The following is a 24,005-nucleotide window of genomic DNA, read 5'->3' as shown; positions in this document are numbered from 1 at the left end:
GGCAATCAATTCGCCGAGCCAGCCACGGAAACGCGGAGCCGTCAACGTCTAATCAAGCGTTGTCGGCGGGTGGCATACCCACCCGCCGGCAAGTGTCGGTCAGTGCTTCTGGGCCTTCCACTTCTGGCCGATGACATCCATCACCTCGCCGAACCACCTGGTGGAGGTATCGAACTGCTTGCCGCCCTTGATGCGCGGGAATTCGATGGTGCGCAGCTTGCCGCCCAGGTCTTCGTCGTGACCGGTGACGCCCGAGACTTTGTTGAGGGCGCTTTCGACGGCAAGGTCGACCATGCCCTGGATCAGGCGCAGGTCGTCGCCGTTGGCCGGGGCCGAGCGGGCGTAGTAGCCAGATTTCTGCACCATCGAGCGTTCGGCGCCGAGAAGGGCTGCGAACTGCTTGGAGAACCAGTTGCCGACATTGATCGTGTCGATCTTCACGTGGCCGAAGGCATCGCGCTTGATGGTCTCGCCGGCTGCTTCCCGCTCGGCGACGATGGCGTCGAGGCAGGCGCCTTCGCTGACGAACAGCGTCACGAAGCCGGTGCGGTCCATAACCTTGCGCAGGCGATCGGCTTCGCCCTGCAGGTCGAACTTCATCTCAGGCAGATAGAGGCCGTCGATGTTCTTCATCTGGCGGTTCATCATGAAGCCGTCGACGAATTCCTTGTCGTCGGTCATCTGGATATAGGAGCGGGCGGTGGCTGCCGTCAGCCAGCCGCTATGGCGGCCCATGACTTCATGGACGACGAGCGTGCGCGGGGCGGCACTCTGTTCGTTGCTGACATTGTCGAAGAAGCGGGCGCCGTATTCGGCAGCCGTCCAGGCGCCGAGCGTCTGGCGGATCGGAACGACGTCGTTGTCGACGGTCTTCGGCAGGCCGACCACGGTCAGGTCGTAGCCGTTGGCGCCGAGATAGGCGGCAAGGTCGGCAGCGGTCGTGTTGGTGTCGTCGCCGCCGATGGTGTGCAGGATCGAAATGCCGTCCTTGGCAAGGCGCTCGGCTGCGACACGCAGCGGGTTTTCGCCTTCCTTGACCAGGCCGCGCTTGACGCAGTCGGCGGCGTTGGTGAGCTTGACGCGGCTGTTGCCGATCGGCGAGCCGCCATGGCGATGCAGGATATGGGCCTTTTCGCGCATGTCGCGCGTAATTTCGATCTGGTCTCCAAGGAGTACGCCCTGGTAGCCCGAGCGATATGCGACCAGCTCATATTCGGGTGCTACGTCCGTATAGCGCTCGATCAGTCCTCCAACGGCCGATGACAGACAGGGCGCGAGCCCGCCGGCCGTCAGCATTGCGACTTTTTTCTTGGCCATGTTTCCTCCTCGGGACTTTGGCATGCGATGGGTGCGGCCTCCATAGCGCAAATCAGATGGAATTTAAATGACGGGCCTGTGGATGTTGTGTCGAGGCTGCGCGAGAACGGCCGCCGGGCGCCGTCGGAAACGCGGGGCGGGCTCGGTGTCGCGCCGATTGTCGCAGCCGGAGGAGCGCAATCGGGCGGCGCGGCCTTCGCGGCCGGTGCATTTGGCGTGTTTTTCGGCATAAATTCGCCGCTTCGGATCGCTAGGTTGTTCCCAAGGGAACAGCTTTCCGTCTACCAGCTGTCGCAAGTTCCAATCGATGGATTGACAATAGTGAGGTGCCATCACAAATTCGTCATCCTCGTGGTTCGGACCATCCCACCGCTTGCAATTTGCCACCACACAAGTCCATGCTATACGCTGGAGAGACAGGGATTCTCGCATGTCATTCTGGGACAGCCTCCTCAAAATCGTTACCGCCACCGGCAATGCGCTTGCCGGTGTGGTCGAGGCCGTGCGTACCCTGTTTGAGGGCGACCCGGAGACACGGCGCAAGGTTGCCTTCTCCGTCGCGATGATCGCGCTTTCGGCCAAGATGGCCAAGGCCGACGGCATCGTCAGCGAGGCCGAGGTCGCCGCCTTCCGCGACATCTTCCAGTTCCCGCCCGACCAGGCGCAGAACGTCGCGCGTCTCTATAATCTGGCGCGCCAGGACGTCGCCGGCTACGAGGCCTATGCGGAGAAGATGGCGTCGCTGTGTTCGTCCTGCGAAGAAAACTGCCCGATCCTCGAGGATATCGTCGACGGCCTGTTCCACATCGCCAAGTCCGACGGTGCAGTTCATGAGCGCGAACTGGCGTTCCTGGTGCGGGTCGCCGAGATCTTCGGCATGGACGAGGCGCATTTCGAGCTCATCATGGCCCGCCATGTGCACGGAGACGGTCGCGACCCCTATCAGGTGCTCGGCGTTTCGCGTAAGGATGATTTCGCCGACATCCGCAAGCGCTACCGTGTACTGGTTTCCGAGAACCACCCGGATATGCTGGTGGCGCGCGGCGTACCGCAAGAATTCCACGCGATCGCCAATGATCGCATGGCGGCGCTGAACGCCGCCTATGAGGCGATCGAGAAAGAACGCCGAGCTGCATGACTTCGAAATACTGCGACTATCCGGGGGCTCGCTTCATGCCGTCGCCCAATTTTGGCGACCGCGCCGACAGGCGGGCACCGGATATGATCGTGCTGCACTACACCGGCATGGCAACGGGCGCTTCGGCGCTCGAATGGCTTTGTCGCGAAGAGAGCCAGGTTTCCAGCCATTATTTCGTTCATGAGGACGGACGCGTCGACCAGCTCGTGCCTGAGACGCTGCGTGCCTGGCACGCGGGCAAGAGCTACTGGAAGGGCGAGACCGACATCAACTCCTGTTCGATCGGTATCGAGATCGCCAACCCGGGCCACCCCGGCGGGTTGCCGGATTTCCCGAAGAAGCAGATCGATGCGGTCGTCGAATTGTGTCGGGACTGTGGCCAGCGGTGGTCGATCGCCCCGGAAAGGGTGCTGGCGCACAGCGATATCGCCCCCATTCGCAAGGTTGATCCGGGAGAAAAATTTCCCTGGCATGTTCTTCACCGCGAAGGGGTCGGGCACTGGGTTGAGCCGGCTCCGATCGGCGGCGGGCGCTTCTTTCAGCGCGGCGACCGCGGTCAGCCGGTAGAGGCCATCCAGTCGATGCTGTCGCTCTATGGCTACGGCATTGAAGTGACTGGTGATTTCTGCGAAAAAACCGAGGGCGCCGTCGCCGCGTTCCAAAGGCATTTCCGGCAACAGAGGGTAGACGGCATCGCCGACATCTCAACCCTCGATACGCTCCATCGCCTGCTTTCCGGGCTGCCGCAATTTGTCGCCTGACGCGGAAGAATTTTTCGTCCCGAAGCCTGTTTTCCGGATGTTCGTGGCATGTTTTTTTAGCTTTGCCACATGTTTACCATGATGCGCCGTTCATTTCCCGCTCATTGAAACTGCAGGAACTTCGGGGCGCAACGCTCACGTCCTGTGAATGAAACGATCGGGACGTGAGGCTCGAAGCGGGGTGCGCTTCGGTCCAATCCCCAGACCGGAGAATTCAAACTACATGAGAATATCGTCTGTTGCTGCGGTGGCGGCATGCCTTGGCATGTTCTTCGCCGGGATGGGTACGTCGTATGCGGGGAATGTCGACAAGACCATCAAGACCTCTTCCATCCCGACCGTCACCCGGACCACAGGCTTCCCGAAACCGGACCTTCCGCAGAACGTTCAGTATACGGCCCTGATCAAGAGCTATGCGAAGCAGTACGGCGTTCCCGTCGATCTGGCGCATGCGGTCGTCAAGGTCGAAAGCAACTTCAATCCGAAGGCACGCGGCAGCGCCGGCGAGATCGGCCTGATGCAGATCAAGCCCGCCACGGCGCGCATGATGGGCTATTCGGGCTCCTCCAAGGGTCTCTACGACCCGGAAACCAACATCAAGTTCGGCATGAAGTATCTCGCCATGGCGCATGAGCTTTCGGGCGGCACCACCTGCGGCACGATCCTCAAGTACAATGCCGGCCATGGCGCCAAGCGCATGAACCCGGTTTCCAAGCGCTATTGCGGCAAGGTCCAGGACATCATCGACTAGAACGCAGTGGGTTCCAGCGAACGCACGAGGGGCGCCTTGGCATCCCTATTCTAGAGCATCTGGCCGCCTCGGTGTTTCCACCTGAGGGCGGAATGCTCTAGTGCCTGACAGGCGTGGGTGATCCATTTGCCCACGCGACGAGAGAGCATCGTCCGCCGGCCATGCGGCAATGGCGGATGCTCCAGCCGGACAGGTCTCGCGTTCCGGCGCACCAATTAAATCCTTGAGTGGTGGTGCCCTATCAGCACCGATATGCTACCTCCTTCCGTGTCAGCGGAGCGGGGATGAGCATGTCGGAAAGCTTTGATTTCATTGTCGTCGGCAAGGGCATGATGGGCGCTGCGGCTGCCCGGCACCTTGCGCTCTCGGGTGCTGGCGTCGCGCTCGTCGGTCCTGACGAGCCGACCGACTGGGCCAGTCATTCCGGCGTCTTTTCCAGCCACTACGACAATGCCCGCATCACCCGCACGATCGACGACGACCCCGTCTGGGCGCGTCTCGCCCGTCGCTCGATCGAGCGCTACGACGAGATCGAACGCGAAAGCGGCATCCGGTTTTATCACGAGGTCGGCTGCCTGATGGCGGGGCCAGCGCCGGGCTCGAGCTACGACTATATCGAGCAGGTGGAAAAGGCGCGGGATGCGCTCGGCGTCGAAGCGCCGCTCTATGACAGCGAGGCGCTGTCGCGGCGCTTTCCCTGGTTCCGTTTTCCCGAGGGCACGGCCGGCGTTTATGAGCGACTTGGCGCCGGCTACATCAATCCACGCGCGCTCGTTGCGGCGCAGGTCATCTGTGCCGAGAAGGCCGGCGCACGGATCGTGCGCGACGAGGTCGGCGCCGTCTCCGAAGCGGACGATCGCGTTGTCGTCACGACGGTCTCGGGCATGCGCCTGGAAGCGGGCCGGGTCATCGTTGCGGCCGGCGGATTTTCCCTGTCCGACAAACTGCTGCCGCGGCCGATCGACTTGACGGTCAAGGCTCGCACGGTGCTGTTCGCGGAGGTGGCGGCGAGCGAGCTGCCTGACTTCGAGGGCATGCCCTCGCTGATCGGTGCAGCACCCGAGCAGGAGAAGAGCTACTACCTGCTGCCGCCGGTCGGCTATGCCGACGGCAGGACCTACATCAAGATCGGCGGCGATCCGACCGACAGGATCCTGGGTGACGAGCCGGCGATACGGCACTGGTTCCGCGGACCGGGCGGTGCGGCAGCGGCCGAGCATCTGCGTCGGCTGCTGGCCGAGGTGATGCCTGATTTCCGGCCGGTCTCCACCCGCTTTTCACCCTGTGTCACCTCGTTTACCCGCGACGGGCTGCCCTATATCGGCTTTGCCGAGGGCGACCGCATCGCCATCGTCACCGGCGGCAACGGCCAGGCGGCAAAAAGCTCCGACGAGATCGGCAGGCTCGGCGCTGTCCTTGTGCAAAATGGCCGGATCGATGAGCCCGAATACGACGCCGACTTCGCGGTCGCCTTTCGCTAGGTGCGGCGGCATCCACCCGGTCTCGACCGATCTGCCCTGTTGGCAGCTTGAAAAACACTGCCGTTTTTTCTGGCGCCGGGCGGGGGCTTGCGTTAAGGAGCGCCTGCCAGTTGGCCGGGCAGCCGCTCTCCGCAAGTGCCGAAAGGCCGCGGGGGGAGGAAAGTCCGGGCTCCACGGAAGCACGGTGCCGGATAACGTCCGGCGAGGGTGACCTCAGGGAAAGTGCCACAGAAAGCAAACCGCTCCGCTTGCGGAGTAAGGGTGAAAGGGTGGGGTAAGAGCCCACCGCGGACATGGCGACATGGACGGCACGGCAAACCCCACCGGGAGCAAGACCGAATAGGGATGACGCGGACGCGCAAGCGCCCAGCCTGTTTCCGGGCCAGTCATCCGGGTGGGTTGCAAGAGGCTGCGTGCAAACGTAGTCCCAGATGAATGGCTGCCACGTTCCGTTGCCTTCGGGTGGCGGGGCCATACAGAACCCGGCTTACAGGCCAACTGGCGATTTTCTCTCTCTCTCTCTCTCTCAATGCGGGCCGAACGGTTCAGCGCGCGCGGATCGCGCCTTGCAAATCGGGCTGATCCGCATGCCATTTTTGCGGCTGGCAGCGGTGCAGGTTTAGGCGGTTTTGTCGTTGCCGCCGTGCATTCTTCTCTTGCGATGACGCGCAAGGGCCTCTGCACAACGGTGTGTCTGCGCTTTTTCTCACATTCTGATTTTTCAACGATTTGAAGCCGTTCGACCGTCGCATTCCCGCACGGTGGGGGTCTCTTCGTAACCCTTCGTTAAACTTAACAACCTATCAATATTTGATCAGCCCGACGGCTGTTTGTGATCCATTCCCATTGACGCCCATATGGTCCCATGATATCCCATAATGGCACTGCGCAGGGGCTGCTTCGCGGCCCAATATCGCAAGATTCCAATGCCTTCCGGCTTCGGAGGGTGGTCGGACATTCCACTGTTCGGCGGGGCTGTCTTGCGTGCGGAGTGACGTGTTCTCGCGGGTCGATGATCGTGGCCCGTCAGTCTTGGGCGGCCGTTTCGCGTTATGAACCGCTTCTTGTCACATGCCACCAATCGGATCGATGCGAAGGGGCGGGTCTCTGTTCCCTCGGCGTTTCGCTCCGTGCTGTCGGATGGGGGCGTTCGGGAGCTATACTGTTTTCAGGATTTCGTCTTTCCGGCGATCAGCGTCGGCGGGCCGGAGCTCCTGGATCGGTTCGAGAGGCAGATGGCGGCCGAGGATCCATTTTCTCCGGAAGCCAACGAGATGTCGCTGCTGGTTCACGGGGGTGGCGTCTTTGTGAAGCTCGATCCGGAAGGCCGGTTGATGATGACGGATTTTATCCGCGACTTCACCGGCATCTCGACCGACGTGATGTTCGTCGGGCGGGGCGATTATTTTCAGCTCTGGGAGCCGCAGGCCTTTCAAAAGGCGCAGGCGGCGGCCCGGGAAGGGCGCAAGTCACGGGGGTTGCGTCCAGAATAGAATGGAGAGAGGGAATGGTGACGGATCAAGGCGGAGGTGTTTCTGAAGCCGAAGGCGGACCGGTTCGTCACATTCCCGTTCTCTTGCCCGAGGTGCTTGCTGCTCTCGAGCCTGCGCCCGGCAAGGTCATCCTCGATGGCACCTTCGGTGCCGGTGGCTACAGCTCCGCAATCCTCAAGGCCGGTGCCGACGTGATCGCGCTCGATCGCGACCCGACGGCGATTGCCGCAGGGCAGGCGCAGGTCGCCGAGTGGGGCGGTCGGCTGAAGCTCGTTCATGCACAGTTCTCCGATCTTGCTGCCCATGCGCCCGAAGGCGGGCTCGATGGCGTCGTGCTCGATATCGGCGTTTCCTCCATGCAGATCGACGAGGCCGAGCGAGGCTTCTCCTTCCAGAAGAAGGGGCCGCTCGACATGCGCATGTCGGCTTCGGGCGTTTCGGCGGCCGATGTCGTCAATCGCGCCAAGGTCTCTGATCTCATCCGCATCTTCGGCTTTCTCGGTGAAGAGAAGCAGGCCGGCCGCATCGCGCGTGCGATCGAGAAGCGCCGGGCCGAGCAGCCCTTCGAAACGACCCGCGATCTTGCCGGTCTGATCGAGGTGGTGACGCCGCGCAAGGCCAAGGACAAGATCCATCCCGCCACCCGCGTCTTCCAGGCGCTGCGCATCTTCGTCAACGACGAGCTCGGCGAACTGGCAGAGGCGCTGTTTGCGGCCGAGCGAGCGCTGAAGCCCGGCGGCCGTCTTGTCGTCGTCACCTTCCATTCGCTCGAAGACCGCATCGTCAAGGCCTTCTTCCAGGACCGCTCCGGCAAGGCCAGCGGCTCGCGTCACCTGCCGATGGTGTCCGCGCGTGCCGCAACCTTCACGCCAGTTGGCAAGCCTATGGTGGCAGCCAGCGAGGAAGAAGCGTCCCTCAATCCGCGCGCCCGCTCTGCCAAGCTTCGCGCCGGTATCCGCACGCAAGCTGCGTCGCCGGGAAACGATCTGTCCATTTTCAATCTGCCGGAACTGGCAAGCCTTGCACGGCTGGGGGGCTGACAAGACATGCTTCGAACGTTCGATATCGTTCTGATCGTCGTCATGACGGCCGCGGCCACGGTGACCTATACGATCAAGCACCGCGCTGAAAACAAGCTTGAGGAAGTCCGCAAGCTCGACGTGGCGATCAAGCTCGAGGAAGACACGATCGATCTGCTGCGGGCCGACTGGGCGCTTCTGACCCAACCGAACCGCCTGGAGCGCCTCGTCGGTGCCTTCGGAGCCGACCTGCAACTCGTGCCGACCCCCTCGACACAGCTCGCCCAGCCGCAGGAACTGCCGATGCTGAAGGCCGATCTGCCCGTGCCCGAGGACAAGTCGGCCAAGGATGGCATCGCTGCCATCATCGAAAAGACCGATAAGATCGCAACTGGCTCGGTGGCGCGCTGATGTCGTTTCTCTCCCGCATCATGGTGTTGAAAAGCAAGGCGCACTTCTCGGCGGGCGGCAACAACCGACCGGCTGAAAGCGGCGTCAACGTCACCTTCCAGGGGACGCGCAAGAAGACCACGAACCAGGCGAAGAACCGCGTCGCCATCGTGATCGCCAGCTTCGGCATCGTCTATGCCGTCATCGGCGGCCGCCTGGTGCAATACGGCATGGCGGCACCCGAAACCGTTTCCAGCATCGGCCGGGCCGACAACCTGATGGCGTCGCGCCCCGACATTCTCGACCGCAACGGCGAGATCCTCGCGACCGACATCCGCACCGTCTCGCTCTATGCCGAGCCGCACAAGATCGTCGATGCCGACGAAGCGGTCGAGCGGCTGTCGACGGTGCTGCCCGACATCAACGCCCGCGAAATCTACAACAAGCTGAAGTCGAAATCGCGCTTCCAGTGGCTGCGCCGGCAGCTGACCCCGAAGCAGCAGTCGGAGATCCTGGCGCTCGGCATTCCCGGCGTCGGCTTCCGCCCGGAAAAGCGCCGCTTCTATCCCGGCGGCCACACCGCCGCACACATCCTCGGCCACGTCAACATCGACAACCGCGGCGTTGCCGGCATGGAGCGCTACATCGACAGCCAGGGGCTGGCCGACCTTGCCGCGATCGGCATGACCAGCGACGCCAAGCTCGAGCCGGTGAAGCTTTCGATCGACGTGCGCGTGCAGAACATCGTGCGCGACGTCATCGACGCCGGCATGAAGAACTACCAGGCGCTCGCCGCCGGCGCCGTCGTGCTCGACGTGCATACTGGCGAAGTGCTGGCAATGGCGTCCGTTCCCGACTACGACCCGAACAAACCGGCCGAAGGGGCGGAAGAGGGCTGGATGAACCGCATGTCGAACGGCACGTTCGAAATGGGCTCCACCTTCAAGACCTTCACCATCGCCATGGGCCTCGATTCCGGCAAGGTGACGCTCAACGACAGCTTTGACGCCTCGGCGCCGATCCGTATCGGCGGCTTCACCATCAAGGACTTCCACGGCAAGCGCCGCGTGCTGACTGTCCCGGAAATCTTCCAGTATTCGTCGAACATCGGCACCGCGAAGATTGCCGATCTCGTCGGCATTCCCGGCCACAAGGAATTCCTGACGCGCCTCGGCCTGCTTTCGAAGCTGCCGACCGAACTGCCGGAAGTGAAATCCCCGACGCAGCCGCGCGAATGGAAGAAGATCAACTCGGTCACCATCTCCTTCGGTCACGGCGTCTCGACGACGCCGCTGCAGACGGCGGTCGCGGGTGCTGCACTCGTCAACGGCGGCAAGCTGATCGAACCGACCTTCCTGCCGCGCACCGAGGAGCAGGCCGACGCCGTCTCCACACCGGTGGTCAAGAAGAGCACCAGCGACGACATGCGCTTCCTGCTTCGCTGGAACGGCATTGCAGGCTCCGGCAAGCGCGCACTGGTGCCGGGCTTCAACGTCGGCGGCAAGACCGGCACGGCCGACAAGGTGGTCAACGGCCGCTATGCCAGCGACCAGAACTTCAACGCCTTCCTCGCGGCCTTCCCGATCGATAACCCGAAATACATCGTGCTGACCTTCATCGACGCGCCGAAGACCGGCGAGGGTGGCGGGCGCACCGCAGGCTCGAACGCGGCTCCCATGGTTCGCGACATCATCAGCCGCTCTGCGCCGCTGCTCGGTGTCGAACCAAAGTTTGGAGAAGACGGTTCTGCCTTGCTTGTGTCTTATTAGACATGAAATGAGAAAGCGGACGATTCGCGATTCTTGCGGATCGAAATCGATGCGAGACGTGCGTTCATGAAGATCAAAGACCTGGCGGGATCGAGCTTCCCGGAACTTTCGGCGCAACTGAGCGGCGCTGCCGCCGATATCGACGTTGCCGGACTGACGGCCGATAGCCGGCAGGTTCAGCCAGGGGATCTCTTCGTCGCCGTTTCCGGCAGCAAGGCCAATGGCAGCGCCTATGTCGCCGATGCCCTGAAGCGCGGCGCGGTCGCCGTCGTCACCGAAGCTGGTTCAGATGTGGACACTTCGGCAGCGCCGGTCCTGAAGCTTTCCGAACCTCGCGCCTTTCTCGCCCGCGCTGCCGCTGCCTTCTATGGCCGCCAGCCGGAAACCATGGTCGCCGTCACCGGTACCGCCGGCAAGACCTCGGTCGCCTCCTTCACCCGCCAGGTCTGGGCGCATTCCGGTCTTGCAGCCGCGATGATCGGCACGACCGGCGTCGTCGCACCCGGGCGTAACGATTACGGCTCGCTGACGACGCCCGATCCGGTGTCGCTGCACAAGCTGCTCGCCGAACTTGCCGATGCCGGCGTCACCCATGCGGCGATGGAGGCCTCCAGCCACGGCCTCGACCAGAGCCGGCTCGACGGCGTGCGCCTGTCGGCTGCCGCCTTCACCAATCTCGGCCGCGATCACATGGACTACCACCCGACGGTGGAGCACTACATGGCCTCCAAGATGCGGCTGTTCCAGGCGCTGTTGCCGAAGGGCGCGCCCGCGGTGATTTTTGCCGACGACCAGTGGTCGGACCAGGCCATCGCCGCTGCCCGCAAGGCCAAGCTCGACGTGCGAACGGTCGGCCGCAAGGGCGATTACATTTCGCTGAAGCGGGTCGAGCACTTCCGCCACAAGCAGTCGGCCGAAGTGCATGTCGGCGACGACATCTTCGAAATCCACATTCCGCTTGCCGGCGACTTCCAGGTGGCCAATGCGCTCGTGGCGGCCGGCCTTGCCATGTCCACCGGCATCAGCGCCAAGGCTGCCTTCTCCGCGCTTGAAAAGCTGCAGGGGGCCTCCGGTCGTCTTGAACTGGTCGGCCAGACCAGGGACGGCGCGCTCGCCTATGTCGATTACGCCCACAAGCCGGATGCGCTGGAAAACGTGCTCGCCTCGGTGCGGCCGTTCACGACCGGCCGCGTCGTCGTGGTGTTCGGCTGCGGCGGCGACCGCGACAAGGGTAAGCGCCCGATCATGGGCGAGATCGCCACCCGGCTTGCCGACGTGACGATCGTGACCGACGACAATCCGCGCTCGGAAGTGCCCGATGTGATCCGCGCCGAAATCATGGCGGCGGCCAGGGGCGCCATCGAAATCGGCGACCGCGCCACGGCGATCCGCACGGCGGTCGGCATGCTGAAGACCGGCGACACGCTGATCGTCGCCGGCAAGGGGCACGAGGAGGGGCAGACGATCGGCTCCGTCACGTTGCCCTTCTCGGATCACGCGGAGGTCCGCAAGGCATTGGGAGGCTTGTGATTTGAACTGGCTCTGGACAAGCAGCGATCTCCTGGCCGCCATGAATGGCCGGCCGGTCGGCAATCTGCCTGAAGGCATCTCGGGGATCTCCATCGACAGCCGCTCGATCGGCAAGGGCGAAGCCTTCTTCGCGATCAAGGGTGATCGCGTGGATGGCCACGACTATGCGGGTATCGCGCTCGCCAATGGCGCCGCGGTGCTGGTCGTCAGCGAAGGCAAGCTGCCGGCGCTCGGACGGCTGAATGCGCCGATGATCGTCGTCGACGACGTGCTCGAAGCGATGATCCGGCTCGGCTGTGCGGCGCGCGACCGCAGTGCCGCCAAGATCATCGCCGTCACCGGTTCGGTCGGCAAGACGACCACCAAGGAGATGCTGCGCCACGTGCTTCAGCCGCAGGGCCGCGTACATGCGTCGGTCGCCTCCTTCAACAATCACTGGGGTGTGCCGCTGACGCTTGCGCGCATGCCCGAGGCAACCGATTTCGGCGTCTTCGAAATCGGCATGAACCATCCGGGCGAGATCCGGCCGCTGACCGCCATGGTGCGCCCGCATGTGGCCATCGTCACTAGCATCGCTGCCGCCCATCTTGGCAATTTCGAGAGCCTCGACCAGATCGCCGAAGCCAAGGCCGAGATCTTCGAAGGCGTCGTCAATGGCGGCCACGCGCTGATCATTCACGACAGCCCGCAGTACAAGCTGCTCGAAGACGCCGCGGCAGTTGCCGGCGTCAGCCACATCCATTCCTTCGGCGCCAACCCGAAGGCCGAATTCCGGCTGGTTGAATTCAGCGGCGGTGCGGAGGGTTCCATTCTCTGGGCCGGCATCGGCGGTCGCACGTTGGAAGTCGCGATCGGTGCTCCCGGGCGCCACATCGCCGAGAATGCCGTTGCGGTTCTCGCAGCGGTGAAGCTTGCTGGCGGCGATCTCGACTATGCGGCTTCGGCGCTCGCAACCATGCAGGCCGAAACGGGCAGGGGCCGGCGCCACACGCTTTCGATCGGCGGCGGTACGCTGAAGCTGATCGACGAGAGTTACAACGCCAATCCGAGCTCGATGCGGGCGGCAATTTCGCTGCTGCGCGACAGCGAGCCGCCGGTCGGCGGCCGTCGTGTCGCCGTGCTCGGCGACATGCTCGAAATGGGCGAACACGCGGCCGAGGTGCATGCGGCCCTTGCCCGTCCGCTCATCGAAGCCGGTATTACCGATGTCTGGCTCGCCGGACCGCTGATGGCGCACCTGCGCGACGCGCTTCCGCCCGAAGTTTCGGTGATCTATCGCGAGAGCGTTGAGGACCTCAAAGCCTATGCGCTGGCCGCTGTCGCGCCGGGCGACGTTGTCATGGTCAAGTCGTCCAAGGGGACCGGTTGCGCCAAGATCGTGCAGGCGCTGATCGAGAGCTATCCGGAGACGCAAGCCGAGGAATACGGGGCCGAGGGAACCGAAGCCGAGGGGTAGCCGGCGTAATAAAAGCCGGCGGAACCGCCCATGATGGCGCGGTGGATACAGTTTGAGGTTAGGCGGCGCGCCCTAACACTTTCGCATGCAAGCGCGTATCGTTTTTCAGATGATTCTGTTGGACGTGTTTCGAAATACTACGGCGCCGCGTCTCCCGGGGCGGGAAAGCTTCGCTGTAACACTTTAAACTGCTGCATCATTGTGCAGGAAACCTTTGGGGAAAGGTCCCTTATGCTCATTTGGCTTGTGGAACTGGCGGACCACTTTCAGTTTTTCAATCTTTTTCGCTACATCACGTTCCGCACCGGCGCGGCGCTCTTCACGTCGGCCATGATCGTCTTCCTCTTCGGGCCCGCGATGATCGCCTCCCTGCGCATCCGCCAGGGCAAGGGCCAGCCGATCCGCGCCGACGGACCGCAGACGCATTTCAAGAAGGCCGGCACGCCGACCATGGGCGGCCTGATGATCCTGGCCGGCATCGTCGTCTCGTCGCTGCTGTGGGCCGATCTGTCGAGCGTCTACGTGGTCTCGACGCTGCTCGTCACGCTCGGCTTCGGCGCCATTGGCTTCTACGATGATTACCTCAAGGTTACGAAGCAGTCGGACAAGGGTTTTTCCGGCAAGGCACGCCTCGGCATCGAGTTCGTCATCGCGGCGATCGCCGTGTTCTTCATGATGCAGGCCTCGCTTTCGGGCGGTCCGTCCGGCTCCACTTTCGGCTCCTCCGTCACTTTCCCCTTCTTCAAGGACCTGATCGTCAATCTCGGCTATTTCTTCGTGCTGTTCGGTGGCTTCGTCATCGTCGGCGCCGGCAATGCCGTGAATCTGACCGACGGTCTCGACGGTCTTGCGATCGTGCCTGTGATGATCGCCGCTGCCGCCTTCGGCCTGATTGCCTATCTCGCTGGTAACGCCGTCTTCGCCAACTATCTGCAGATCCATTTCGTGCCCGGTACAGGCGAGCTTGCCGTCATCCTCGGCGCTGTCATCGGCGCCGGCCTCGGCTTCCTCTGGTTCAACGCACCGCCGGCCGCAATCTTCATGGGCGACACCGGGTCGCTGGCGCTTGGCGGCCTGATTGGCACCGTAGCCGTTGCCGTCAAGCACGAGATCGTCATGATCATCATCGGCGGCCTCTTCGTCATGGAGACGCTGTCGGTCATCATCCAGGTCTTCTGGTTCAAGCGCACCGGCCGCCGCGTCTTCCTGATGGCGCCGATCCACCACCACTTCGAAAAGAAGGGCTGGACCGAGAGCCAGGTCGTGATCCGATTCTGGATCATCGCCGTCATCCTGGCGATGGTTGGCCTCTCCACCCTCAAGCTGCGGTGAGCGGACGATGATCCCGGTCACTTCCTTCAAGGGCAGGAAAGTCGCTCTCTTCGGCCTCGGCGGTTCGGGCCTTGCGACCGCGCAGGCGCTCGTCGCCGGTGGTGCCGAGGTTACCGCATGGGACGACAACCCGGATAGCGTCGCCAAGGCTTCGGCCGCAGGCGTGCCGACGGCGGACCTGCGCACCGTCGACTGGGCGGCCTTTGCCGCCTTCGTGCTTTCGCCCGGCGTGCCGCTTACGCATCCCAAGCCGCACTGGACCGTGGATCTTGCCCATGCGGCTGGTGTCGAGATCATCGGCGACGTCGAACTTTTCGTGCGCGAACGCCGGGCGCATGCGCCCGATTGCGCCTTCATCGCGATAACCGGCACCAACGGCAAATCGACGACGACGGCGCTGATCGCACATATCCTCAAAGAAAGCGGCCGAGACACGCAGCTCGGCGGCAATATCGGCACCGCGGTGCTGACGCTTGATCCTCCGAAGGCCGGGCGCTTCTACGTGGTCGAGTGCTCGTCCTACCAGATCGATCTGGCGCCGACGCTGAACCCGACGGCAGGCATTCTGCTCAACCTGACGCCCGATCATCTCGATCGCCACGGCACGATGCAGCATTACGCCGACATCAAGGAACGGCTGGTCGCCGGTAGCGGCACGGCAATCGTCGGTGTCGACGACAGCTTCTCGGCGCTGATCGCCGATCGCGTCGAGCGCGCCGGCACCAGGACCGTGCGGATTTCCCGTCGCCATGTGCTGGCAAGCGGCCTCTATGCCGAGGGCTCGCGCATCCTGAAGGCTGAAGGTGGCACTTCCGGCCTGTTCGTCGATCTCGACGGCATCCAGACGCTGCGCGGCGGTCACAACGCCCAGAACGCAGCCGCGGCCATCGCGGCCTGCCTTGCGGTCGGCGTCAGCGCGGCGGAAATCCACGCAGGCCTGAAGAGCTTCCCCGGTCTCAAGCACCGCATGCAGCCGGTCGGCCGCAAGGGTACGGTGGTCTTCGTCAACGACAGCAAGGCGACCAATGCGGATGCGGCGGCGCCGGCGCTTTCGAGCTATGACCGCATCTACTGGATCGCCGGCGGTCTGCCGAAGGAAGGGGGCATCACGACGCTTGCACCCTTCTTCCCGAAGATCGCCAAGGCCTATCTGATCGGCGAGGCCGCACCGGCTTTCGCCGCGACGCTCGGCGAAGCCGTACCCTATGAGATCTCGGGCACGCTGGAGCAGGCGGTAGCGCATGCCGCGGCCGATGCCGGCAGGGACGAGACGGGCGGCTCGGCGGTGATGCTCTCACCGGCTTGCGCAAGCTTCGACCAGTATAAGAACTTCGAGGTACGCGGTGATGCCTTCGTCGGACATGTGCGCGCGATCGAAGGCGTGACGATGCTGATTTGATCCCTCGGCCGGCGCGCATGCGTGCCGGTCGATGCGGAAGGTGGTGCGGGATTTCGGACGTGGGCGCGGTGGGCGCCGGAGAAGGGGACTGACAAGATGGTAAGCCGAGCCGAACGTGGCCCCGTGGCCGACTGGTTCTGGACGATCGACAGGTTCTTTCTGGCGACCTTCATCCTGTTGATGGGCGTCGGCTTCATGCTGTCCTTCGCCGCAAGCCCTGCCGTCGCCGAGCGCATCGGCCTCGACAGCTTCCACTTCGTCCGGCGCCACGCACTCTTCCTTCTGCCGTCGCTGGTGGTGATGGTGGGGATTTCCTTCCTCTCGCCGCGCCAGGTCCGGCGCGCGGCGATTCTGCTTCTTGCCGGTTCGCTCGGCATGATGGTGCTGGTACTCTTCATCGGCGAAGAGGTGAAGGGCTCGATGCGCTGGATTTCGCTCGGTGGGATTTCGATCCAGCCGTCGGAGTTCATGAAACCGGCCTTCGTCGTCGTCTGTGCCTGGCTGTTTTCCGAACATGCGCGCCAGCCGGAAATCCCCGGTAATCTCTTTGCCATCCTGCTCTTCGGCATCGTCGCGGCCCTGCTGGTCGCCCAGCCCGACCTCGGCCAGACGATCCTGACCACCGCCGTCTGGGGCGGCATGTTCTTCATGGCCGGCATGCCCTGGCTCTGGATCATCCTGCTCGGCGGTGCGGCCCTCGGCGGCTTCTTCGTCGCCTATACGTTGCTGCCGCACGTGGCCGCGCGTATCGACAAGTTCCTGACGGGCGAAGGCGACACCTTCCAGATGGATACCGCCCGCGAGGCGATCATCCGCGGCGACTGGTTCGGCCGGGGCCCGGGCGAAGGCATCGTCAAGCGCATCATCCCGGACAGCCATACCGACTTCGTCTTTTCCGTTGCCGCCGAGGAATTCGGCATCGTCTTCTGCATGGTCATCGTGCTGATCTTCGCCTTCCTGGTGATGCGCGGCCTCAACCATGCCTTCCGCGAACGCAACGACTTCAACCGGTTCGCCGTTGCCGGCCTGGTGCTTCAGATCGGCATCCAGTCGATGATCAACATCGGCGTGAACCTCGAACTGCTTCCGGCCAAGGGCATGACCCTGCCGCTGATCTCCTATGGTGGCTCGTCCATGGTGGCGATCTGCGTCACTGCCGGCTTCATCCTGGCCTTGACCCGTCACCGCCCGGAGAAGCGCGCCGTGGAGCGCAGCCTGTTTCGGTCCGGCATTGGCGTGCCGGCGGAGTAAAATATGACTAAAGGCATCATCCTGCTTGCCGCCGGCGGTACCGGCGGCCATCTCTTTCCGGCAGAAGCGCTGGCCCACGAGCTGAAGGCCATGGGCTATTCGGTGCATCTGGTCACCGATAGCCGCGCCGAACGTTATGCCGGCAAGTTCCCGGCCGACGAGGTTCATGTCGTGCCTTCGGCGACAATCGGCTCGAAGAACCCGGTCAGCGTCGTCAAATCGCTCTGGACGCTGTGGAGCGGCATGCGCGCGGCGCGAAAGCTGATTGCCCGGCTGAAGCCCAAGGCCGTCGTCGGCTTCGGTGGCTACCCGACCGTGCCGCCGCTCTTGGCGGCAACCGGCATGGGTGTGCCGTCGATCATCCACGAGCAGAACGCGGTCATGGGACGCGCCAACAAGGCGCTGGCCTCGCGCGTCAAGGCGATCGCCGGTGGCTTCCTTCCGGAGGGCACGGGCGCCTTTGCCGCGAAAACCGTGACGACGGGCAACCCTGTTCGCCCGGCGGTGCTAGCCGCCGCCAACACGCCCTATGCGTCGGCTGTCGGCGACGCGCCATTCCATCTCGTCGTCTTCGGCGGCAGCCAGGGCGCACAGTATTTTTCCAAGGCAGTACCGCAGGCGATCTGCCGTCTCGACGACGAGGTTCGCCAGCGATTCAAGGTCACGCAGCAGGCCCGGCCGGAAGACAGGGACGGCGTGATCGCCACCTATGAGAAGCTCGGTGTGCCCGCCGAGGTCTCGCCGTTCTTCACCGATATGGCCGAGCGCATCGCCGGCGCTCAGCTCGTCATTTGCCGCTCCGGCGCCTCGACGGTATCGGAGCTTGCGGTCATCGGCCGGCCGGCGATCCTCGTGCCCTATCCCTATGCGCTCGATCACGACCAGGCGGCCAATGCGGCCGCCCTTGCCGCCAAGGGTGGCGCACGCGTGATCGCGCAGGCCGAACTCACCGCCGACCGTCTCGCCGGCATCCTCAATGATGCGATCGGCAAGCCGCAATCGCTCGCGGAGATGGCGGCAAATGCCCGGGAAACCGGCAAGCCGGACGCAGCAAGCTTGCTTGCATCCCTCGTAGAGGCTATTGCCAGCGGTTTGACAGTCGAGAAATTCAGGGAAACACGCTCATGAAAATGCCGAAAACCATCGGGCTGGTCCATTTCATCGGTATCGGCGGCATCGGCATGAGCGGCATCGCCGAGGTGCTGCACAATCTCGGACACAAGGTCCAGGGTTCCGACCAGTCCGACAGTGCCAATGTGCAGCGCCTGCGCGCCAAGGGCATCGAGGTCTTCGTCGGCCACAAGGCGGAAAACCTTGGCGAAGCCGAGGTGATCGTCGTTTCGACCGCGATCAAGAAGGACAATCCGGAACTGATCGCCGCGCGCGAGAAGTTCCTTCCCGTCGTGCGCCGCGCCGAGATGCTGGCCGAGCTCATGCGCTTCCGCAATGCGATCGCGATCGGCGGCACGCATGGCAAGACGACCACGACCTCGATGGTCGCAGCGCTGCTCGAGGCCGGCGGGCTCGACCCGACCGTCATCAACGGCGGCATCATCAATGCCTATGGCACCAACGCCCGAATGGGCGAGGGCGAGTGGATGGTGGTTGAGGCCGACGAATCCGACGGCACCTTCCTGAAGCTGCCGGCTGACGTTGCCATCGTCACCAATATCGACCCGGAACATCTCGACCACTACGGCAATTTCGATGCCGTGCGCGCCGCGTTCCGCCAGTTCGTCGAGAACGTGCCCTTCTACGGTTTCGGCGTGCTCTGCCTCGACCATCCGGAAGTGCAGACCATGGTCGGCAAGATCGAGGACCGCAAGGTCGTGACCTACGGCGAGAACCCGCAGGCCGACGTGCGCTTCCACAACATCCGCATGGACGGCGCCACCTCCGTCTTCGACATCGAGATCCGCCGCCGGCGCACCGGCCAGGTGATCCCGATGAAGGACCTGCGCCTGCCGATGCCCGGCCGCCACAACGTGTCCAATGCGACCGCGGCGATCGCCGTTGCGCAGCGCCTCGGCGTCAGCCCGGAAGCGATCGCCAAGGGGCTTGCCTCCTTCAGCGGCGTCAAGCGCCGTTTCACGCTGACCGGCGAGACGAACGGCGTGCGCGTCTATGACGACTACGGCCACCATCCGGTCGAGATCAAGGCGGTGTTGCGCGCCGCACGCGAGGCCTGCCAGGGCCGAATCATCGCCGTGCACCAGCCGCACCGCTACTCGCGCCTTTCGAGCCTGTTTGAAGATTTCTCGGCCTGCTTCAACGATGCCGACACGATCCTGATCGCGCCTGTCTATGCGGCCGGCGAAGACCTCATTCCGGGCGCAACGGCCGAGGAACTGGTCGATCGCATCAAGGCGGGTGGCCATCGCGACGCCCGTTACGTCTCCGGTCCGGAGGCAATCGCGCCGGTTGTCAGCAAGATTGCACAGCCCGGCGATTTTGTGGTTCTCTTGGGGGCTGGCAGCATCACCTACTGGGCGGCTGCCCTGCCTAAGGAACTCGCGGATATTTCAGGAAATTGAGCATGAAACAGGTCAACGGTCAGAAACTACTGGAATCGCTCGGAAGTGGCGTCAGCGCTGTGCGCGGCCGTATCACGCCGGATGCGCCGATGGATCGTGTCACCTGGTTCCGCGCCGGCGGTCTTGCCGAGCTGATGTTCCAGCCGCACGACACCGACGATCTCATCACCTTCCTGAAGCTGGTCCCGGCTGAAGTGCCGGTCATGGTTGTCGGCGTCGGCTCGAACCTGCTGGTGCGCGACGGCGGCATTCCCGGCGTCGTCATCCGGCTGTCGGCCAAGGGTTTTGGCGATCTGGAGCTGGTCGGCGAAAACCGCATCAAGGCCGGCGCGATCTGCCCGGACAAGAACATCGCGGCCATGGCGCTCGATCACGGCATTGGCGGCTTCTACTTCTACTACGGCATTCCCGGCTCGCTCGGCGGCGCGCTGCGCATGAACGCCGGCGCCAATGGTGCCGAGACCCGCGAGCGGGTCGTCGAGGTGCACGCGGTCGACCGTCAGGGCAACCAGCATGTGCTGTCGAATGCCGACATGGGCTATGCCTACCGCCATTCGGCGGCGGCGAAGGACCTCATCTTCACCCACGCGGTGTTCGAAGGCTACGCCGAGGACAAGAACAAGATCCGCACCGACATGGATGCCGTGCGCCAGCATCGCGAAACGGTGCAGCCGATCCGCGAAAAGACCGGTGGCTCGACCTTCAAGAACCCGGAGGGCCACTCGGCCTGGAAGCTGATCGACGAGGCCGGCTGCCGCGGCATGATGATCGGCAGCGCGCAGATGTCGCCGCTGCACTGCAACTTCATGATCAACACCGGCCAGGCGACCGGCTACGAGCTCGAATATCTCGGCGAAACCGTGCGCCAGCGCGTGCTCGAACATTCCGGCGTCCGGCTCGAATGGGAGATCAAGCGCATCGGCAACTTCATGCCGGGCTACGAGATCAAGGAGTTCCTCGGCCGCGGCATCGCGTAAGGCTCGGTTGCGAGACGTGATCTGAAAGGCCGTGGCGGAAGCGCTGCGGCCTCTTGTTTTTCCGGCGGGTGGCAAGCGGCTGCCAGCGCCTTTGCAGAGTGCCGGGTCGCGGATTCAATCACGGTCGAGGAGAAAGCTCGAGTGCGTTGCTTGCAAAGACTGTCGTATGCGAGGTTGCTCGCCGTTTCAGCCCTATTGGCCAATCTTGCGTTCTTTGCGCCCGTCAAGGCTATGGATGAGGTGCGTCTGCAAGCTGCCGTCGCCTCGCTCGGTGACGGTGCTGACGCCCAGCGTCTCGAAGCCAGGGTTGCCGATCTCGTAAAATCAGGCGACCAGATCGAGCTTGCGAAGCTGGCCGAAAAGATCCGGATGAAAGACGGCGATTTCCTCGACATCCTGGCAAAGTTCTATGAGCAGCCGGAGCAGGCGAACGCGACGCCCGGTTGGCAGCAGATCGCACTCTCAATGGGGCCGTGCCACTACGCCAACGCTGCCATCCGCATCGTCGCGATGACGATCGCGAACGGCACTCACCCAGCCATCCGAAACGGCGTTGTCATGATCGACGGCACGGAGGTCGACAATATTTTCGCGGAATCGATGCATCGCTGCGAGTTGATTGCGCGTCTTCCCAAGTCCACGCGGCAGGTCGGCTCTAGCTGCGCCATGACCGGCGACTGCGCCGACGATCCGGACCTCATGGAGTGAACCGAGCCACCCGCGCTTTGCTGGCGCCGGGCCATTGCCTGCTGCGATCGTCATCGGTTTGGCTTCGGAGGCTTCGCAAACAGCACCCGCTAAGCGAAAGGGCCGCTGCGTTGCCGCTGCGGCCCTTCTTCGTTGTGATCGGCCGCGCTAGGCGCGGCCAGTCGTGATCAGGCCGAAACCTCGTCTTCCGTCGACAGCACCAGGCACAGAAGCGTGATGGCGGCGGCGGCCAGCAGGTAGTAGCCGACGTAATCGAGGCTGTAGTTGGTGGCGAGCCAGGTGGCGATGTACGGCGCCAGCGACGCGCCGAAGATGCCGGCGAGGTTGAAGGTCATGGACGCGCCGGTGTAGCGCACCGAGGTCGGGAAGGGGGCTGCCAGCGCTGCGCCGATCGGGCCGTAGGTGAGGCCCATGAGGCCGAGGCCGATGATCGAGAACAGGAAGGCGCCGCCAAGGCCGCCGGCAAGAAGCGGGGCCATGAACAGGCCGAAGACGCCGATGCCGATGGTGGTGATGATCAAGATCAGGCGACGGCCGTAGCGGTCCGAGAGGATACCGGCAACCGGGATCATCAGGCCGAAGAAGACGACGCCGGTCATCTGCACAACCAGGAACTGCTCACGCGAATAGCCGAGCTTCGCCGTGCCCCAGGAGAGCGAGAAGACGGTCATCAGGTAGAACAGCACGAAGGTCGCAAGCGCCACGAAAGTGCCGAGCACCAGGCTGCGCTTGTGGAAACGGAAGATCTCGGCGATCGGCACCTGCACGCGCTCGTGCTTGTCGACGGCCTTCTGGAACTCTGGCGTTTCGGTGATCTTCAGGCGGACATAAAGGCCGACGGCGACGAGCAGGATGCTGGCGATGAACGGCACGCGCCAGCCCCAGGCGAGGAAGGCTTCGTTGCTCATCACTTCGCCGAGGATCAGGAAGGTGCCGGCCGACAGGATGAAGCCGATCGGCGCGCCGAGCTGCGGGAACATGGCGTACCAGCTGCGCTTGCCCTCAGGCGCATTCTCGGTGGCAAGCAGCACTGCGCCACCCCATTCGCCGCCAAGGCCGAGACCCTGGCCGAAACGGCAAAGTGCGAGCAGCAGCGGAGCTGCGACGCCGATCGTGGCATAGGTCGGCAGAAGGCCGATGACGACCGTGGAGATGCCCATGGTCATCAGCGCCGCCACCAGCGTCGCCTTGCGGCCGACCTTGTCGCCGAAATGGCCGAAGATCACGGCCCCGAAGGGGCGGGCGAAAAAAGCGATCGAGAAGGTCGCGAAGGATTGCAGCATTGCCGAGGTCGGGTCCGAGCCCGGGAAGAACAGGTGCGGGAACACCAGAACGGCGGCGGTGGCGTAAACGTAGAAGTCGAAGAATTCGATGGTCGTGCCGACGAGGCTCGCGAACAGCACCCGGGCAGGGGAGTTCACTGCCGCGTGCTTTGACGCATTGTCCTTCGGCGACAGGGAGGTTGTCGCGTCTGTCATTATCATTGTTCCTATGGATGTAAGACCGTCTTGGGAGGCGGGTGCGGGCGTCTTAACGCAAGTTTCGACATGACGAAACCCTGATATCGTAAGAAGTGCGAACGATATCGGCGTCATACGCATCAATATTCTGTCGGCGCTCCGCCCTGGGGTCGCGGCGCGGGACGGCCTTTTCGCTTGCGCCTCAACTGCTTTGCCGTAGGCAGATTTTCACGTTTTGCGGGAGCTTCGCTTGGCTGGACAACCCGGATTGACGAGAATCAAATTGTGGCAAACTCTCGACGGCGAAGCGATCGGCTTCGTTTTTCAGGAGCGAATGCATGTTCAAAAGGCTTTCTGCGGAATTTCTCGGTACATTCTGGCTCGTTTTCGGCGGTTGCGGCAGCGCCGTGCTGGCGGCTGCCCTTCCTGAGGTCGGTATTGGTTATCTCGGCGTCTCCTTTGCTTTTGGTCTGACGGTGCTGACCATGGCCTATGCGGTCGGCGGCATTTCCGGCGGGCATTTCAATCCGGCCGTCTCGGTGGGGTTGCTGGTTGCGGGCAAGTTCCCCGCGCACAAACTTGTCGGCTATGTCATCGCCCAGGTGCTGGGTGCCATCGCCGCGGCGGCGGTTATCTATCTGATCGCCAGCGGCAAGGGGGATTTCCAGCTCGGTGGCTTCGCTGCCAACGGTTACGGCGCGCATTCGCCGGGCGGCTACTCGCTGACGGCGGCGCTGGCTGCCGAGGTGGTGCTGACCGCCTTCTTCCTGTTCATCATTCTCGGCTCCACCCATGGCCGAGTGCCCGCGGGCTTTGCGCCGATCGCCATCGGCCTGGCGCTGACCTTGATCCATTTGGTCTCGATCCCGGTGACGAACACGTCGGTCAATCCGGCCCGCTCGACGGGGCAGGCGCTCTTCGTCGGCGATTGGGCGATCGCGCAATTGTGGCTGTTCTGGGTGGCGCCGATCGTCGGCGCGGTGATCGCCGGCATCGTCTGGAAGATCGTCGGTGATGACGACTGATCCAATTCGGATGCCGTCACGCATAGACCCGCCGCCCTGGATGCGGCGGGTTTTTTCATTTTTTCTTCTGTTTATGCATTAGATTCAAGATTACTCCGCAACCCTTTGATCTCTCGCTAAAATGCCTTGTTCCACATGCGCTTGCGCCTGCAGGCGGCGTTTCATTTCCTGACCGGGGTTAACGAAAGTAAACGGTTCGTTAACCTTAATGACG

The 24,005-nt window shown here is 63.4% G+C and carries 20 protein-coding genes and 1 other RNA gene; 19 read left to right on the top strand and 2 right to left on the bottom strand.

All coding sequences use genetic code 11. From position 1 onward, the window contains the following. Positions 1–99: 99 nt before the first annotated feature. Complete coding sequence (locus tag IB263_RS10370; RefSeq protein WP_192438460.1) at positions 100–1,317, bottom strand: pyrophosphate--fructose-6-phosphate 1-phosphotransferase; 1,218 nt, start codon at positions 1,315–1,317, stop codon at positions 100–102. Positions 1,318–1,747: 430 nt separating this feature from the next. Here IB263_RS10370 and IB263_RS10365 point away from each other — a divergent pair, with 430 nt between their 5' ends. The 18 genes from IB263_RS10365 (at position 1,748) to IB263_RS10280 (ending at position 21,306) form a co-directional block, all read left to right on the top strand. Next, positions 1,748–2,455, top strand: a complete 708-nt coding sequence (locus tag IB263_RS10365) for a DnaJ family molecular chaperone (protein ID WP_034792391.1) — start codon at positions 1,748–1,750, stop codon at positions 2,453–2,455. Continuing rightward, positions 2,452–3,216 (top strand): N-acetylmuramoyl-L-alanine amidase, encoded by a 765-nt coding sequence (locus IB263_RS10360; protein WP_192438459.1) that lies wholly within the window; start codon positions 2,452–2,454, stop codon positions 3,214–3,216. The genes IB263_RS10365 and IB263_RS10360 overlap by 4 nt, the downstream gene beginning before the upstream one ends. A 223-nt stretch (positions 3,217–3,439) precedes the next feature. Next, the gene (locus IB263_RS10355) at positions 3,440–3,967 is read left to right on the top strand and encodes a lytic transglycosylase domain-containing protein (protein WP_034792405.1); all 528 of its coding nucleotides are present in this window, start codon (positions 3,440–3,442) and stop codon (positions 3,965–3,967) included. 290 nt (positions 3,968–4,257) lie between these two features. Further along, positions 4,258–5,448 carry an FAD-binding oxidoreductase gene (locus IB263_RS10350; protein ID WP_192438458.1) on the top strand — a complete coding sequence of 397 codons (1,191 nt, stop codon included), beginning with the start codon at positions 4,258–4,260 and terminating at the stop codon, positions 5,446–5,448. Between the two features lie 106 nt (positions 5,449–5,554). Next, positions 5,555–5,954: RNase P RNA component class A (gene rnpB, locus IB263_RS10345), an RNA gene on the top strand. A gap of 546 nt (positions 5,955–6,500) precedes the next feature. Further along, a complete protein-coding gene (gene mraZ, locus IB263_RS10340) occupies positions 6,501–6,941 on the top strand; it encodes a division/cell wall cluster transcriptional repressor MraZ (RefSeq protein WP_060515924.1) in 441 nt (146 codons plus the stop codon). Positions 6,942–6,955: 14 nt separating this feature from the next. After that, complete coding sequence (gene rsmH, locus IB263_RS10335; RefSeq protein ID WP_060515925.1) at positions 6,956–7,981, top strand: 16S rRNA (cytosine(1402)-N(4))-methyltransferase RsmH; 1,026 nt, start codon at positions 6,956–6,958, stop codon at positions 7,979–7,981. A gap of 6 nt (positions 7,982–7,987) precedes the next feature. Continuing rightward, positions 7,988–8,371, top strand: coding sequence for a hypothetical protein (locus tag IB263_RS10330; protein ID WP_034792423.1), 384 nt, complete (start codon positions 7,988–7,990; stop codon positions 8,369–8,371). Further along, a complete protein-coding gene (locus IB263_RS10325; protein WP_060582686.1) occupies positions 8,371–10,119 on the top strand; it encodes a penicillin-binding protein 2 in 1,749 nt (582 codons plus the stop codon). The genes IB263_RS10330 and IB263_RS10325 overlap by 1 nt, the downstream gene beginning before the upstream one ends. 66 nt (positions 10,120–10,185) lie before the next feature. Next, the gene (locus tag IB263_RS10320; RefSeq protein ID WP_192438457.1) at positions 10,186–11,649 is read left to right on the top strand and encodes a UDP-N-acetylmuramoyl-L-alanyl-D-glutamate--2,6-diaminopimelate ligase; all 1,464 of its coding nucleotides are present in this window, start codon (positions 10,186–10,188) and stop codon (positions 11,647–11,649) included. Position 11,650: 1 nt separating this feature from the next. Beyond that, positions 11,651–13,105, top strand: coding sequence for a UDP-N-acetylmuramoylalanyl-D-glutamyl-2,6-diaminopimelate--D-alanyl-D-alanine ligase (locus tag IB263_RS10315; RefSeq protein WP_060605521.1), 1,455 nt, complete (start codon positions 11,651–11,653; stop codon positions 13,103–13,105). Positions 13,106–13,336: 231 nt separating this feature from the next. Next, entirely contained in the window at positions 13,337–14,437 is a 1,101-nt protein-coding gene (mraY, locus tag IB263_RS10310; RefSeq protein WP_034792441.1) for a phospho-N-acetylmuramoyl-pentapeptide-transferase, read from the top strand. Between the two features lie 7 nt (positions 14,438–14,444). Next, positions 14,445–15,836: a UDP-N-acetylmuramoyl-L-alanine--D-glutamate ligase gene (gene murD / locus IB263_RS10305; RefSeq protein WP_192438456.1), complete on the top strand. Its 1,392-nt coding sequence runs from the start codon at positions 14,445–14,447 to the stop codon at positions 15,834–15,836. A gap of 96 nt (positions 15,837–15,932) precedes the next feature. Then, on the top strand, positions 15,933–17,087 hold the full coding sequence (gene ftsW / locus IB263_RS10300; RefSeq protein WP_034792447.1) for a putative lipid II flippase FtsW: 1,155 nt from the start codon (positions 15,933–15,935) through the stop codon (positions 17,085–17,087). A 3-nt stretch (positions 17,088–17,090) separates the two neighbouring features. Next, positions 17,091–18,215, top strand: coding sequence for an undecaprenyldiphospho-muramoylpentapeptide beta-N-acetylglucosaminyltransferase (murG, locus tag IB263_RS10295; RefSeq protein ID WP_060515928.1), 1,125 nt, complete (start codon positions 17,091–17,093; stop codon positions 18,213–18,215). After that, positions 18,212–19,621, top strand: a complete 1,410-nt coding sequence (murC, locus tag IB263_RS10290; protein WP_060515929.1) for a UDP-N-acetylmuramate--L-alanine ligase — start codon at positions 18,212–18,214, stop codon at positions 19,619–19,621. The genes murG and murC overlap by 4 nt, the downstream gene beginning before the upstream one ends. A gap of 2 nt (positions 19,622–19,623) precedes the next feature. Continuing rightward, on the top strand, positions 19,624–20,598 hold the full coding sequence (gene murB / locus IB263_RS10285) for a UDP-N-acetylmuramate dehydrogenase (protein ID WP_034792458.1): 975 nt from the start codon (positions 19,624–19,626) through the stop codon (positions 20,596–20,598). A 150-nt stretch (positions 20,599–20,748) separates the two neighbouring features. Continuing rightward, positions 20,749–21,306, top strand: coding sequence for a hypothetical protein (locus IB263_RS10280; RefSeq protein ID WP_156400683.1), 558 nt, complete (start codon positions 20,749–20,751; stop codon positions 21,304–21,306). A gap of 167 nt (positions 21,307–21,473) precedes the next feature. Here IB263_RS10280 and IB263_RS10275 read toward each other — a convergent pair whose 3' ends face one another. Further along, entirely contained in the window at positions 21,474–22,784 is a 1,311-nt protein-coding gene (locus IB263_RS10275) for an MFS transporter (RefSeq protein ID WP_060515931.1), read from the bottom strand. Positions 22,785–23,104: 320 nt separating this feature from the next. Between IB263_RS10275 and aqpZ the strand changes: the two genes are divergently transcribed. Further along, a complete protein-coding gene (aqpZ, locus tag IB263_RS10270) occupies positions 23,105–23,791 on the top strand; it encodes an aquaporin Z (RefSeq protein WP_192438455.1) in 687 nt (228 codons plus the stop codon). Positions 23,792–24,005 lie beyond the last annotated feature (214 nt).

Origin of the sequence: Ensifer sp. ENS03 (assembly GCF_014852035.1) — a bacterium.
In the GTDB taxonomy this organism is placed as follows: domain Bacteria; phylum Pseudomonadota; class Alphaproteobacteria; order Rhizobiales; family Rhizobiaceae; genus Ensifer; species Ensifer adhaerens.
This window is presented reverse-complemented; position numbering and strand designations above follow the sequence as displayed.